At 74.9% G+C, this 13682-nt stretch carries 13 protein-coding genes; 11 read left to right on the top strand and 2 right to left on the bottom strand.

The genetic code is table 11. From position 1 onward, the window contains the following. The first annotated feature begins 10 nt into the window (after positions 1–10). The 10 genes from ABWU78_RS01465 (at position 11) to ABWU78_RS01420 (ending at position 9751) form a co-directional block, all read left to right on the top strand. Entirely contained in the window at positions 11–1180 is a 1170-nt protein-coding gene (locus tag ABWU78_RS01465) for a DUF3866 family protein (protein WP_439157355.1), read from the top strand. After that, the gene (locus ABWU78_RS01460) at positions 1177–1962 is read left to right on the top strand and encodes a DUF4129 domain-containing protein (protein ID WP_439157354.1); all 786 of its coding nucleotides are present in this window, start codon (positions 1177–1179) and stop codon (positions 1960–1962) included. Before ABWU78_RS01465 ends, ABWU78_RS01460 begins: the two co-directional genes overlap by 4 nt. Continuing rightward, positions 1959–2513, top strand: coding sequence for a hypothetical protein (locus ABWU78_RS01455; RefSeq protein ID WP_439157353.1), 555 nt, complete (start codon positions 1959–1961; stop codon positions 2511–2513). Before ABWU78_RS01460 ends, ABWU78_RS01455 begins: the two co-directional genes overlap by 4 nt. Further along, positions 2510–3517, top strand: a complete 1008-nt coding sequence (locus ABWU78_RS01450) for an AAA family ATPase (protein WP_439157352.1) — start codon at positions 2510–2512, stop codon at positions 3515–3517. Before ABWU78_RS01455 ends, ABWU78_RS01450 begins: the two co-directional genes overlap by 4 nt. After that, the gene (locus ABWU78_RS01445) at positions 3514–4869 is read left to right on the top strand and encodes a DUF58 domain-containing protein (RefSeq protein WP_439157351.1); all 1356 of its coding nucleotides are present in this window, start codon (positions 3514–3516) and stop codon (positions 4867–4869) included. Before ABWU78_RS01450 ends, ABWU78_RS01445 begins: the two co-directional genes overlap by 4 nt. Beyond that, entirely contained in the window at positions 4866–5420 is a 555-nt protein-coding gene (locus ABWU78_RS01440) for a hypothetical protein (RefSeq protein ID WP_439157350.1), read from the top strand. Before ABWU78_RS01445 ends, ABWU78_RS01440 begins: the two co-directional genes overlap by 4 nt. 103 nt (positions 5421–5523) lie before the next feature. Then, the gene (locus tag ABWU78_RS01435) at positions 5524–6102 is read left to right on the top strand and encodes a Dps family protein (RefSeq protein ID WP_253049476.1); all 579 of its coding nucleotides are present in this window, start codon (positions 5524–5526) and stop codon (positions 6100–6102) included. A gap of 178 nt (positions 6103–6280) precedes the next feature. Beyond that, positions 6281–6769, top strand: a complete 489-nt coding sequence (locus ABWU78_RS01430; RefSeq protein WP_439157349.1) for a VOC family protein — start codon at positions 6281–6283, stop codon at positions 6767–6769. Positions 6770–7504: 735 nt separating this feature from the next. Continuing rightward, a complete protein-coding gene (gene argG, locus ABWU78_RS01425) occupies positions 7505–8953 on the top strand; it encodes an argininosuccinate synthase (RefSeq protein WP_439157348.1) in 1449 nt (482 codons plus the stop codon). Positions 8954–9094: 141 nt separating this feature from the next. Then, entirely contained in the window at positions 9095–9751 is a 657-nt protein-coding gene (locus ABWU78_RS01420; protein WP_439157347.1) for a YigZ family protein, read from the top strand. Positions 9752–10092: 341 nt separating this feature from the next. Here ABWU78_RS01420 and ABWU78_RS01415 read toward each other — a convergent pair whose 3' ends face one another. Continuing rightward, positions 10093–10377: a DUF6881 domain-containing protein gene (locus ABWU78_RS01415; protein ID WP_439157346.1), complete on the bottom strand. Its 285-nt coding sequence runs from the start codon at positions 10375–10377 to the stop codon at positions 10093–10095. A 223-nt stretch (positions 10378–10600) separates the two neighbouring features. Beyond that, entirely contained in the window at positions 10601–12022 is a 1422-nt protein-coding gene (locus ABWU78_RS01410) for a UTP--glucose-1-phosphate uridylyltransferase (RefSeq protein ID WP_439157345.1), read from the bottom strand. A gap of 94 nt (positions 12023–12116) precedes the next feature. Here ABWU78_RS01410 and ABWU78_RS01405 point away from each other — a divergent pair, with 94 nt between their 5' ends. Beyond that, positions 12117–13658 carry a lipase maturation factor family protein gene (locus ABWU78_RS01405; RefSeq protein ID WP_439157344.1) on the top strand — a complete coding sequence of 514 codons (1542 nt, stop codon included), beginning with the start codon at positions 12117–12119 and terminating at the stop codon, positions 13656–13658. Positions 13659–13682 lie beyond the last annotated feature (24 nt).

The following is a 13682-nucleotide window of genomic DNA, read 5'->3' as shown; positions in this document are numbered from 1 at the left end:
GGTGTGCCGCGTGATCACGTGGCGGACCGCGACCGTGGTGTCGCACGCGAAGACCTGGACCGGCGCCCAGGAGCTGCACGTGCGGCTCCACACCCCCCTGCCCGGGCGCGACGACGACCCCGACGCGACCGTGCGCGCCCTCGCCTACACCCAGCTCGTCGGCACCCCCGGACCCGGCGACCACGTGCTCCTCAACGTCTCCGCCCTCGCCCGCGGCCTCGGCACCGGCGGGTACGCCCTCGTCGTCGGCCCCGCCCAGCCCGGCACACCCCTCCCGCCCGACCCCGCACCCGGGCCCGGCCACCTCGTCAAGGCCCGCTACACCCCCCTCCAGGCCCTCGTCCTCGGCGTCGACGAGCAGGAGTCCCCCCACCACGACACCCTCCGCGACGCCGACGACCTCGACGGCACCCCCGTCGTCGTCGCCGACCTCCACTCCGCCCTCCCCGCCGTCGTCGCCGGCGCCCGGCACGCCGCGGCGCTCGCAGGCCGCCCCACGCCACGGGTCGCCTACGTCATGACCGACGGCGGCGCCCTCCCCGCCGCGTTCTCCCGCACCGTCGCCACCCTGCGCGACACCGGCTGGATCGACACCTGCCTCACCGTCGGGCAGGCGTTCGGCGGAGACCTCGAGGCCGTCACCGTGCACACCGGACTCCTCGCCGCCCACCACGTCACCGGCGCCGACCTCGTCGTCGTCGCCCAAGGACCCGGCAACCTCGGCACCGGCACCCGCTGGGGCTTCTCCGGCGTCGCCGCCGGCGAAGCCCTCAACGCCGTCGCCGCCCTCCGCGGCCGCCCCGTCGCCTCCCTGCGCGTCTCCGGCGCCGACGCCCGCGACCGCCACCTCGGCATCTCCCACCACTCCCTCACCGCCTACGGCCGCGTCGCCCTCGCCCCCAGCGACGTCCCCGTGCCCGTCCCCGCGCCCGACCTCGAAGCGCTCACCGGGTGGGGCGCCGACCTCACCCGCCGCGTCACCCAGCAGGCCGCGACCCTCGCCGCCCCCACCGGGCGCCACCACCTCGTCGACGTCCCCGCCGGCCCCGCCCTCCTCGACGCCCTCCACGACACCCCCGTCCGGCTCTCCACCATGGGCCGCGGCCTCGACACCGACCCCGCCGCGTTCGTCGCCGCCGCCGTCGCCGGAGTCCACGCAGAGTCGCTCCGACCCGCATGACCGCACCGCAGGGGGACGACCACCGCCGGCCCGGACCGGCCCGCTTCGCCGCCGTCACGGCGCTGGCGCTCGCGGCCGTGCTCGCCGCCGCCGTCGGCGCGCCGTGGGGCTGGGACGCGCCCGGCTGGTTCGACGACCTCGCGCAGGACCCGGTCGCGCCGCCGCCGGACACCGCCGCGACCGACGTCCTGTCGCAGGAGCGGGAGGACCTCCGGGCACTGACCGACACCGGCGGCCTGTCGTTCGACGCGTACCTGCTCTGGTCCCTGGGCGTGGTCGTGCTCGTGGTCCTCGTCGTGCTGGCGCGCCGCTACCTCCCGGCCCTCCTCGTGCGGCGACGTCGACGCGACCTCCTCGTCGCGGCGCCGGGCGACGTCTCCGTCCACGCTGCCGAGGACCCGGTCGTGCCGGAGCTGCGGGAGGCGGTCGAGCGGGCGCACGACGACCTGCGCGCGCCGGACGCGGACCCGCACCACGCCGTCGTCGCCGCCTGGGTCGCGCTCGAGCGCGCCGCGGAGCGGGCAGGCACCCGGCGCGACCCCGCGCAGACGCCCACGGAGTTCACGACCGCGGTCCTGGCGAGCACCCGGGTGGACGCGGACGCGGTCGCGACGCTGCGCGGCCTGTACCACCGGGCCCGGTTCGGCGAGACGCCGCTCGGGGAGCACGACCTGGAGGCAGCACGCGCGGCGCTCGCCCGCATCGCGGCCGACCTCACGACACGGGTCGTCGGCACCCAGGGTCCCGACGCGTCCCCGCTCCACGACGAGGCCCGGCCATGAGGGCGCGCGAACGCTGGGACCGGCTGCGCCCGGCGGACCGGCGCGCCCTGCTCGCGGCCACCGCCGCCGTCGGGTTCGGGGTCGCCCTCGTGCTGCTCGGCTCCTCGCCCGCGCACGCCCTCATGCTCACCGCCCTCGGCGTCGCGGGCGTCCTGCTGTGGCACCGCACCGGGTACGCCGGGGACACCGTGTGGCCGCGCGTCCCCGACGTGCGGCGCGACGGCAACCGGCGCGACGTGTCCGACCTCGGCTGGTCGGTCCTGGGCCGCGACGGACGCGTCACGGTCGGCGCCGCCCGCCGGGTGCGCCACCTCACGGAACGTCGCCTGGCCCGCCACGGCATCGACGACCTCGCGGACCCCGGCGCCGCGACCGACGTGGCCCGCCTCCTCGGCCCCCGCGTGGCGCGCACCGTCCACGACCTCGTCGCCGACGGGCGCCTCCCCACGCCCGCCGAGCTCGACGCCTGGCTCGCGGCGCTCGACCGGCTCGACCCGACGACGACCATCCACGACCACCCGGACAGCCCCGACGGAGGGACACCCCGATGACCGCCGAACCCGCCCCCCGCACCGCCGGACCGGGCACGACCCTCGACGTGCCCACCGTCGCCGCGCACGGCCGCGCCGTCCTCGACGAGGTCGCGACCGCCGTCGTCGGCGCCCGCGAACCCCTGACCCTCGCGCTCGCCACGGTCCTCGCCGGCGGGCACGTGCTGTTCGAGGACGTCCCCGGGCTCGGCAAGACCCTCGCCGCGCGCAGCCTGGCCCGGGCCCTCGGCCTCGACTTCACCCGCCTGCAGTGCACCCCCGACCTCCTGCCGTCGGACGTCACCGGGTCCTCCGTGTACGACCCCGCGACCCGCACGTTCGAGTTCCGGCCCGGGCCCGTCTTCACCGGGCTGCTGCTCGCCGACGAGATCAACCGCACCGCCCCCAAGACGCAGTCCGCGCTGCTCGAGTCCATGGCCGAGCGCCAGGTCACCGTCGAGGGCACCACCCACGCGCTGCCCCGCCCCTTCCACGTCGTCGCGACGTCCAACCCCGTCGAGCACGAGGGCACCTACCCCCTCCCCGAGGCGCAGCTCGACCGCTTCATGGTGCGCCTGTCCGTCGGGTACCCCGGCCGCGACGAGGAGCGCGAGGTCCTCACCCGCCGCATCGCCCGCCGCCACGACGACCCCGTCGTGCGCCAGGTCGTCGACCGCGACACCGTCCTCGCCATGCAGGCCGCCGTCGAGCAGGTCGACGTCCACCCCGACGTCGTCGCCTACTGCGTCGACCTCGCCGCCGCCACCCGCACCCACCGCGACCTCGAGGTCGGCGCGTCGCCCCGCGGCTCGCAGAACCTCGCTCTCCTCGCCCGTGGCGTCGCCGTCCTCGACGGACGTGACGTCGTCCTGCCCGAGGACGTCAAGCGCGTCGCCGTCCCCGTGCTCGCCCACCGCCTCACCCTCACCCCCGGGGCCTGGGCCGCCGACCTGCGGCCCGAGACCGTCGTCGCCGGCATCCTCCAGACCGTCCCCGGACCCGCCACCGTCGGCGACCGCGGATGAGCACCACCACGGCGGACCGGGACAACGACGCGCCCCGCTGGCGCACCACCGTCCACCTCGCCGCCGGTGTCCTCCTCGGCACCACGCTCCTCGCCCTCGGCGTCCTCCTCCGCCGCCCCGACGCCGCCCTCCTCGGGGTCGCGCCCCTCCTCGGCGCCGTCTGGGGCTGGACCCGCCGCCCCCACGGACCCGTCACCGTGCGCGTCGTCCTCGACGCCGACGCCCCACCCGGCACCCTCGCAGCCCGCACCGTCGCCGACGTGCCGCCCGGCGTCGAGCTCCTGCGGCTGCGCGCCCTCGCCCCCGGTGGCCTCGTTACCGAACGCCTGGTCCGCACCACGGCCGGAACCCGCGAGCTCACCTGGCGCGCGCCCTCGGCGCGCACCGGCGTCACCGACACCCTCCGCGTCGACTACGCCGCCTACGGGCCCGACGGCGTCGAGGAGCAGGTCGCCCGTGTCGCCCACGGCCCGCGCCGACTCGTCCTGCCCCGCCCCCGACCCCTCGGACGCCTGCCCCTCGCCTCCCGCCTGCGCGGCCTCTCCGGGCCCCACACCTCCCGACGCCCCGGCGACGGCACCGAGCTCCGCGACGTCGATGCCTTCCGCCCCGGCGACCGGCTCCGCCGCATCGACTGGCGCGCCACCGCCCGCCGCTCACCCGCCCTCGACACGCTGTACGTCCGCCGCACCTTCGGCACCGCCGAGGCGACCGTCGTCCTCGTCGTCGACTCCCGCGACGAGGTCGCCCCCGACCTCGCCACCTGGAGCGGCGTCGGCGCCCAGCGCCCCGACGAGGCCACCTCCCTCGACCTCGCGCGCCACGCCGCGGCGTCCGTCGCCCAGACCGTCCTCGCCGACGGCGACCGCGTCGCCCTCGACGACCTCGGCCGCCTCGCCCGACCCGTCCGCGCCGGCGGAGGACGACGCCACCTGCGCCGCGTCCTCCACGGACTCGCCCTCGCCCGACCCGTCGGCGACCCCTCCGCCCGCCTCCGCCCGCCCCAGGTGCCCGCCGGCGCCGCCGTCTACCTCTTCTCGACCCTCCTCGACGACGAGGCGCCCCGCCTCGCACGCCAGTGGCACGACACCGGGCACGTGGTCGTCGTCGTCGACGTCCTCCCACCGGTCTCCCTCGCCGAGGTCGACGACCACGTCGCGACCGCCTGGGCCGTCACGCGCCACGAGCGCGCGGACCGCGTGGACGACCTGCGCGAGCGCGGGATCGTCGTCGCTCGCTGGCACGACGGCACACCCGGCGCCGACGGCGCTCGCGGGACGCTCGAGCTCGCGGCACGACGGCTCGACCGGCAGGGCCCCGGTCGACCGGGCCCTCTCGGGGGTGCCCGATGAGACGCCTCGTCCGACGCGAGGTCGTCACCGCAGGGCCGCGTCCCCGCCTCGAGGTCGAGACCGGGCGCGCCGTCGCGGGCTGGTGGCCGCGCGTCGTCCTCCTCGTCCTCGCCACCGCCTTCACCGGAGCCGCGCTCCAGACGACGGGTCTCGCACCGTCGTTCGTCTGGGGCACCGCCGTCGCCCTCGGGACCGCGACGGCCTTCCTCCCCGCGCCGCCGGTCCCGCACGTGCTCGTGCTCCTCGGCGGCCTCCTCCTGATCGTGGAGGGTGACGGCCCCTTCGACCCCGTCGTGTTCGCGCTCCTCCCGCTGGGCCACCTCGTCCTGCGCGCCGCCTGGTGGGCGGACCACGTGCCACCCGACGCGCGCGCCGAGCTGCGGGCGGTCCTGCCGGACCTCCGTCGGGTCGTCGTGCTGCAGGCCGCGCTGCTCGTGGTGGCGCTCGGCGTCCAGGCGGTCACCGCGCGAGAGGTCTCGTCCGCGGTCGCGACCGCGCTCGGCGGTGTCGCCGTGCTGGGCCTCGTGCTGCTCGTCACGCCGCGGGACTGACCTCGCCCTGCGAGCGGCCGGGGACCGCCCGACGATGGCGGGGACGGCACCCGAGACCGTCCCGCCGCCGCCGCGGCGCACGAACCGACCCGAGGAGGCACCCATGGCCGCTCGCTCCGACCTGCCGAAGTACACCGTCCCGTCGCTCACCCCCGAGGAAGGGGCGAAGGTCGCCGGGATCCTCCAGGAGCGCCTGCACGCGCTCAACGACCTGCAGCTCACGCTCAAGCACATCCACTGGAACGTCGTCGGGCCGCACTTCATCGCGGTGCACGAGATGATCGACCCGCAGGTCGACGCCGTCCGCGCCATGGTCGACGCGGTCGCGGAGCGCATCGCGACCCTCGGCGTCTCCCCGAAGGGCACTCCCGGCGCGCTCGTCGCGGAGCGGACCTGGGAGGACTACTCCCTCGGCCGCGCCTCGACCATCGCCCACCTGGGGGCACTCGACGAGGTGTACGTCGGGGTCATCACGGCGCACCGCGAGGCGGCGTCCGCCACCGAGGGCCTCGACGACGTCACGAACGACCTGCTCATCGGACACCTGCACGACCTCGAGCTGTTCCACTGGTTCGTCCGGGCGCACCTCGAGTCGACCGGCGGCGACCTCTCCACCGACGGCGCGCGCACCGAGACGGGCGCGGCGCGCAAGGCCGAGCAGGCGGCCGCCGGCCAGCCCTGACGCCCGCTCCCCTGCCGGACCGCTGCTCCACAGCTCAGAGCCGGCCGCGCGCCACGGTCCACCCGACCCGGCGCGCGGCCGGCTTTTCCGTGCTGTTTGGTGAGTTGTGTCCGGTGGGTGGGGTTGATTGAGGCCGCTTGGCACACTATTTTTCTCCGATGTGACGTAGTGTCGCCTGATGAGCGACAACACTCCTCGCCAGCCCACCGTCCGCCAGCTCCGTCTCGTCGTGGAGGCGGAGGACTACGACGTCGCTCTCGCCTTCTATCGCGACGTCCTGGGCCTCCCCGAGCGCATCGCGTACGCCGACGGCGAGGAGGACCGGGTGGCGATCCTCGACGTCGGGCACGCGACGCTCGAGATCGCGAACCCGGCCCACAAGCGGGCGATCGACGACGTCGAGGTCGGGCGCCAGGTGGCCGGCCACCTGCGCGTGGCGTTCGAGGTGGACGACGCGCGGGCCGCCACCGAGCGCGCCGTCGAGGCCGGGGCAGACCTCGTCGCTCCCCCGACCCGCACCCCGTGGGGCTCGCTCAACTCACGGCTCGACGCCCCCGCCGGCCTCCACGTCACCCTGTTCCAGGAGCTCGGCGGCGAGGAGGGCGTCCCGCCCGGCGTCGTCGCCGAGCCCGGGACCGGCGACGATCCCGCTGCCGGCGGGCGCTGACGCCTCGACCCACGCGCGCCGGACCTGCTCGAAGCGCGTCGGCAGCGGAGCCCGCACGGCGCCGTAGCGGGCGTTCGTCCGGTGCACGAACCGCCGCCACGAGAGCACGAGCCCCTGCTTGGTGATGGGCAGGCCGCTGGAGACCGTCACGCCGTTGTCGTGCGTGTGGTGCACCGTGAGCAGCAGCGCGCGGGGCACGGACCCCTCGAGGTCTGCCGCCAGCACCTCGCGTACCGCCATCCAGCGACGCAGCACGACGACGACGCTCGCGCTGAGCACGTGCTCGCGCACCGTGCGGTGCTTGCCGTGCGTGAGCACGACCCTCCCCTTCCCCGCCCGCGCCGTCGCGGGGCCGAGGTCGATCGCGTCGGCGGTGCAGCGCAGCAGGTCGCCGTACCGGGCGCCCGTCGCGCGCGTGAGCCCCGCGATCACGGCGAGCCGCACCGTCTCCGGCTTCGCCGACTCGACCATCGCCTCGGTGGCGAGCGTCCGCCACACCCACTCGGCCTCGTCCAGCGAGACCGTCGGCCGGGGATAGCGAGACGGGGAGGCCGCGGGGTCGGCACCCGTGCGGTCGGGGCCTTCGGAAGGTGAGACGGCGGAGGCGGTGGTCACGGTCGAGAACCTATCCGCTTGGCACACTATTACGGATGGAGACACGCCGGCACCGGCGCGCGAGAGCCCGACTCGTCGGGCGAGATTGAATACCTATGCAGATTCGCGCATACTTTGAGCATGTCCAAGGTTCTCACCTCCCTCCCCGTCGGCGAGCGCGTCGGGATCGCGTTCTCCGGCGGCCTCGACACGTCCGTCGCCGTCGCCTGGATGCGCGACAAGGGCGCCGTGCCCTGCACCTACACCGCCGACATCGGCCAGTACGACGAGCCCGACATCGCGTCGGTGCCGGGACGCGCCACGGCGTACGGCGCGGAGGTCGCGCGCCTGGTCGACTGCCGCGCGGCGCTCGTCGAGGAGGGCCTCGCGGCCCTGGCCTGCGGTGCGTTCCACATCCGCTCCGGCGGGCGCGCGTACTTCAACACCACTCCCCTGGGCCGGGCCGTCACCGGCACCCTGCTGGTGCGCGCGATGCACGAGGACGACGTCCAGATCTGGGGCGACGGCTCCACGTTCAAGGGGAACGACATCGAGCGGTTCTACCGCTACGGCCTCCTCGCGAACCCCGCCCTGCGCATCTACAAGCCGTGGCTCGACGCCGACTTCGTCGCCGAGCTCGGGGGCCGCAAGGAGATGTCGGAGTGGCTCCTCGCCCACGACCTCCCCTACCGGGACAGCACCGAGAAGGCCTACTCGACGGACGCCAACATCTGGGGCGCCACGCACGAGGCGAAGACGCTCGAGCACCTCGACACCGGCATCGAGACCGTCGAGCCCATCATGGGCGTCCGGTTCTGGGACCCCTCGGTCGAAATCGCGACCGAGGACGTGACGATCGGCTTCGTCCAGGGCCGCCCCGTCACGATCAACGGGCAGGAGTTCGAGTCCGCGGTCGCCCTGGTCCAGGAGGCCAACGCGATCGGCGGCCGCCACGGCCTCGGCATGTCCGACCAGATCGAGAACCGCATCATCGAGGCCAAGAGCCGCGGCATCTACGAGGCGCCCGGCATGGCGCTCCTTCACGCCGCGTACGAGCGCCTCGTCAACGCGATCCACAACGAGGACACGCTCGCGCAGTACCACACCGAGGGCCGCCGTCTCGGTCGCCTCATGTACGAGGGCCGCTGGCTCGACCCCCAGGCGCTCATGATCCGCGAGTCCCTCCAGCGCTGGGTCAGCACCGCCGTCACGGGCGAGGTCACGCTGCGCCTGCGCCGCGGCGAGGACTACTCGATCCTCGACACGACCGGGCCCGCGTTCAGCTACCACCCGGACAAGCTCTCGATGGAGCGCACCGAGGACTCCGCGTTCGGTCCCATGGACCGCATCGGCCAGCTCACCATGCGCAACCTCGACATCGCCGACTCGCGCGCCAAGCTCGAGCAGTACGCCGGCATCGGCATCGTCGGCACCGCGCACGCGGCGCTCATCGGGGCCGGAGCCGGGGCGACGACCGAGCTCATCGGCGCGATGCCCGAGGGTGGCGCCGAGGTCATCGCCTCGCGCGGCATGGCCGAGGGCGACGACGCGCTCCTCGACCGCGCCGCCATGGAGTCCGGCACGGACTGACCCGGTAGCCGCACCCGCCGAGAGAGCGCCGGGCGACCGCACGGAACGCAGGTTCCGCACAGTCGCCCGTCGCTCTCTCGGCGGCAGGCCGCTCGCTCGCCGGTTGCTCCGGGCGACCGCACCCACGGATAGGCTCGCGGGATGAGCGCGGGCACCGGTGAGCTGTGGGGGACGATCGCCGGACCCGTCGACCACGAGCTCGTCGTCAAGAAGTCCCGGTTCCTCGCGCACCTCTCCCCCGTCACCTCGGTCGCCGAGGCGGACGCCGTGATCGCCCGGGTCCGCAAGGAGCACTGGGACGCGCGGCACCACTGCGTCGCGCTCGTCGTCGGCGCCCACGCCGACCAGCAGCGCTCCACCGACGACGGCGAGCCCTCCGGCACCGCGGGCGTCCCCATGCTCGAGGTGCTGCGGCACCGTCAGGTCACGGACGTCGTCGCCGTCGTCACGCGCTACTTCGGGGGCGTCCTGCTGGGCGCGGGCGGGCTCGTCCGGGCGTACTCGTCCGCGGTGAGCGAGGCGCTCGACGTCGCGCGCCCCGTCCGTCGCGCGGTGCTCACCGAGGTGCGCGTCGACGTCCCGCACGCCGACGCCGGCCGCCTGCACGGCGTCCTGCGCGACTGGTGCGCTCAGCACGACGGCACCCTCGACGACGTCACGTACGGCACCGAGGCGCAGTTCACCGTCCTCGTCCCCCCGGCCGAGCTCGACCGGTTCGACGCCGACCTCGCCGCCACCTCGTCCGGCACCCTCACGCCCCGCCGGGGCGAGGACCGCGTCGTCGACCTCCCGGCCTGAGCCCACCCGCCGAGGTAGAGCCGCGGCCGGCCGAGATAGAGGCCTGGTATCACGAGGTAGATGCCTGGTAGCGCGAGGTAGAGCCCTGGTCATGCCCGACGGCGGTCGATCGTCCGCCGTCGCCGGTCAGCTCCCGAGGTGGTCGGGCGCCTGCGGCGGTCGGGGCGACGACTGTGCTCGGCCGATGCTGTGACCAGGAAGGTCGACCAGGCGGCGGTGCCCGGCCGAGCGGACGACCCGCGCAACCTTCGCGACCGGGCGCGCGGCCACCTTGCCATCACCTACCGTGCCGCCGACAACCTTTGCGCCTGCATCGCCTGGACGCGCGCGTAGCAAACTGCTCAGGCACCGCGGCGAGCTCGCAGCCAGACACGCTCGAAGACGAGTTCATCCACAACCTCGACCACGAACTGCGTATCGATGGCAATCTCCTCAGGTGGCGGCACCGGTACCACGCCCAGCCTTGTGCTGCCGGACTCGTGCTCGCCGTCCGCCCACGCGAGACGCCCATCGGCGAACTCGTCGACCTTCCGTACCTCCCAGCCGTCGACGACATGCGCCCAGAGCACAATCGGGTCCTCCGCGTCGTCATGACGCCACTGAACGCGCTGGAAGTAGCCACTCACCCTCCGATGCTCCCGCGCGCGCCACCACCCGTATGAGAGACACGCCCTATCTGCCCGACGCGAGGCCCGGACCGCGAGCTGCACGGTTACCCACGGCATGGCGCGGCCGAACCACCACCCGTGCCGACCACCCCCGGCGAACCATGCGCCGTCGAGCACGAGAACCACGCCTCTACCTCTGGTCACCAGGGCTCTACCTCGGCCATCCGGGGTGCTCCCTCGGTCAGTCGCTGACTCCGTCCGGGCCGACGACGGCGCCGTCGGGGACGCGCGAGGAGCCGCCCGGGTCGGCGAGCTCGGCGTCGCCGGTGACGGTGACGCCGGAGCCGAAGGTCCAGTCGCCGCGGACCGTGAGGGAGCGTGCCGCGCGCAGGGACGGCGTGCCGTCGTCGAACCGGGCGTCGAACGCGGCGATGGTCTTGTAGTGCGCCGGGTCGAGGTCGACGAGCGGAGCGTCGGTCCGGGCGACGAACCGGTACCGGTCGTCGAGGTCGTAGACGTCGGAGCGCAGGACGAGGAGGTCGTTCGTCGTCTTGACGGGCAGGAACCGGTCGCGCCCGACCTCGATGGCGACGGCGCCGTCGAACACCTCGACGGCGGCGCCCATGGCGGACTCGATCTGCACGACCTCGGGCGACGACGGGTCGGTCGGGTCGACGGTCTTGGTGTTCTTGATGAGCGGGAGCTCGAGCACGCCACCGGTGCGGTCGAGCTCGGCTGCGAGCGCCTCGAGGTCGAACCAGAGGTTGTTGGTGTTGAAGTACCGGTGCCGGCTGATGTCGGCGGCGGCGTCCTGGTCGTCGACGGGGGTCTGCGCGGTCTCGCGCAGGACGAGACGGCCGTCGCTGCGGCGTACGACGAGGTGTCCGCCCTTGCGGTCGGCGGGGGTGCGGCGCGCGACCTCGGCGGCGAAGGGGGCGCCGCTGGCGGCGAACCAGCCGGCCATGGCGGCGTCGGGGGCGGCGCCGAGGTTGTCGGAGTTGGAGACGGCCGCGTAGCGGTAGCCGGCGTCGAGCAATGCGCGGAGCGCGCCGGAGGCGTAGAGGGCGGTGTAGAGGTCGCCGTGGCCGGGCGGGCACCATTCGAGCTCGGGGTCGGCGGGCCAGTCGACGGGGGTGAGGTCGTCGGCGCGGAGCTTGGGCTCGCGGTTCTGGAGGAAGTCGAGCGGGAGGCCTTCGACGGGGAGGTCGTCGTGGGGGGCGAGCGCGGCGAGGGTGTCGTCCTGGGTGCGGAACGAGTTCATGAGGAGCAGGGGCAGGGGTGCTCCGGTGGCGTGCCGGGCGGCGCGGACCTGGGCGACGATGACGTCGAGGAAGGTGAGGGGGCCGCTGTCGGGGCGCTGCGGGTCGGCGTCGCGCACGGTGAGGAGGGACTTGGCGCGGTCCATGCCCATGGAGGTGCCGAGGCCGCCGTTGAGCTTGATGATCGCGGTGCGCTGGAGGGCGTCGCGGGCGGCGGCGTCGGGGACGTCGAGCTGGTCGCGGTGGGCGACGTCGGTGAGGGGCTCGACGTCGGTCTCGGGGATCATGCCGGTCGCGCCGGACTCGAGGAGTCGGTAGAAGCGGGTGAAGACGTCGATGGCGGCGGGGGCGACTCCGGCGTCGCGCATGCGGTCGGTGGACTGGGTGAGGCCCTGGCTGCTCATGCCCCGATCGTAGGGGTGGGGCATCGTCCGGGGCAGGGCGGCGGGTGCTCACCGCGGCCGGGTGAGACACGGGTCACACGCCTACCGTGGAGGGATGGCGGACGGGTGGCCCGGCCGCGGGGCGACGTGGCTGGGGTCGTGGTTCTGGGCGCCGGACTACGACGTGGCGCGCGAGGTGCTGCAGCGGGGCACGGCGGCCGTGCTCGTGGTGGCGTTCGTCGTCGTGGTGCGGCAGTGGCGGCCGCTGCTGGGCGAGCACGGGCTGCTGCCCGTGGCGGCGTTCGTGGCCCGCACGTCGTGGCGGGACGGGCCGAGCGTGCTCCGGTGGCGGTGCGGCGACCGGTTCGTGGCGGGGATGGCGTGGTGCGGCGTCGTGCTCGCGGGGCTGCTCGTGGTGGGGGTGCCGCAGCGTGGCCCGTGGTGGGTGACGACGCTCGCGTTCCTGCTGCTGTGGGCGGCGTACCTGTCGGTGGTGAACGTCGGGCAGCGGTTCTACGGGTTCGGCTGGGAGTCGCTGCTGTGCGAGGTGACGTTCCTCGTGGGGTGGCTGGGGTCGTCGGGCGGGGGCGTCGCTCCCCCGGTGCTGGTGCTGCTGGCGGCCCGGTGGTGCCTGTTCCGGGTCGAGCTGGGTGCGGGGCTCATCAAGATCCGCGGCGACCGGGTCTGGCGGGACCTGACGGCGCTGTACTACCACCACGAGACGCAGCCGCTGCCCGGCCCGTTCTCGTGGCACGCGCACCACCTGCCGCGGTGGTGGCACCGGGTGGAGGTGGCGGGCAACCACGTGACGCAGCTCGTGGTGCCGTTCGCGCTGTTCGCGCCGCAGCCGGTCGCGAGCGTGGCGGGCGGCGTGGTGGTGCTCACGCAGGCGTGGCTGCTGGTGACGGGTAACTTCGCGTGGCTGAACTGGCTGACGGTCGTGCTGGGGCTGGGCGTGGTGAGCGACGGCGCGTGGGCGACGGTGGGGTCGTGGCTCGTGCCGGCGCTCGGGCGGGGCGAGGCGCCGGTGCCCGACGGCGGGACGGGCCTGGGCGGTCCGGTGTCGCTGGTCCTGGCGGTGCTCGCGGTGTCGGCGCTGCTGCTCGTGCTGAGCGTGCGCCCGGCGCGCAACCTGGTCGCGCGCCGCCAGCTCATGAACGCGAGCTTCGAGCCGTTCCGGCTCGTCAACGCCTACGGGGCGTTCGGGTCGGTGTCGCGGCGGCGGGACGAGGTCGTGATCGAGGGGTCGACTGCCCGTTCCCCTGGTCCGGACGACTGGGTCGAGTACGCGTTCCGCGGCAAGCCCGGCGACGTGGGGCGGCGCCCGCCGCAGGTCGCGCCGTACCACCTGCGGCTGGACTGGCAGATGTGGTTCCTCGCGCTCGGGTCGCCGGGCACCCGGTGGTTCGAGGTGCTGCTGCTGCGCCTCCTGGAGGCCGACCGCGCGACCCTGCGCCTGCTCGCCGCGGACCCGTTCGCGCTCGACCCGGAGGGACCGGCGCCCCGGTGGGTCCGGGCCCGCGTGTTCCGCTACCGCTTCACCACGCGCGACGAGCGTCGCCGTTTGGGCGACTGGTGGGTGCGCGCGGAGCGCGGCACCCTCGTCGACCCGGTCGACCTCGCGCGCCTGCGCCGTCTCCTCGGTCCCGGCGCCTGACCGGCCACGGTCTCGTGCCGCCTG

The organism is Cellulosimicrobium sp. CpK407, assembly GCF_051844275.1.
Taxonomy (GTDB): Bacteria; Actinomycetota; Actinomycetes; order Actinomycetales; family Cellulomonadaceae; genus Cellulosimicrobium; species Cellulosimicrobium cellulans_G.
This window is presented reverse-complemented; position numbering and strand designations above follow the sequence as displayed.

Coding starts and splice junctions, on each gene's coding strand:
- ABWU78_RS01405 (WP_439157344.1), top strand. CDS start 12,117: ATGGCGGACGGGTGGCCCGGCCGCGGGGCGACGTGGCTGGGGTCGTGG.
- ABWU78_RS01440 (WP_439157350.1), top strand. CDS start 4,866: ATGAGACGCCTCGTCCGACGCGAGGTCGTCACCGCAGGGCCGCGTCCC.
- ABWU78_RS01410 (WP_439157345.1), bottom strand. CDS start 12,022: ATGAGCAGCCAGGGCCTCACCCAGTCCACCGACCGCATGCGCGACGCC.
- ABWU78_RS01455 (WP_439157353.1), top strand. CDS start 1,959: ATGAGGGCGCGCGAACGCTGGGACCGGCTGCGCCCGGCGGACCGGCGC.
- ABWU78_RS01460 (WP_439157354.1), top strand. CDS start 1,177: ATGACCGCACCGCAGGGGGACGACCACCGCCGGCCCGGACCGGCCCGC.
- ABWU78_RS01430 (WP_439157349.1), top strand. CDS start 6,281: ATGAGCGACAACACTCCTCGCCAGCCCACCGTCCGCCAGCTCCGTCTC.
- ABWU78_RS01450 (WP_439157352.1), top strand. CDS start 2,510: ATGACCGCCGAACCCGCCCCCCGCACCGCCGGACCGGGCACGACCCTC.
- ABWU78_RS01435 (WP_253049476.1), top strand. CDS start 5,524: ATGGCCGCTCGCTCCGACCTGCCGAAGTACACCGTCCCGTCGCTCACC.
- ABWU78_RS01445 (WP_439157351.1), top strand. CDS start 3,514: ATGAGCACCACCACGGCGGACCGGGACAACGACGCGCCCCGCTGGCGC.
- argG (WP_439157348.1), top strand. CDS start 7,505: ATGTCCAAGGTTCTCACCTCCCTCCCCGTCGGCGAGCGCGTCGGGATC.
- ABWU78_RS01420 (WP_439157347.1), top strand. CDS start 9,095: ATGAGCGCGGGCACCGGTGAGCTGTGGGGGACGATCGCCGGACCCGTC.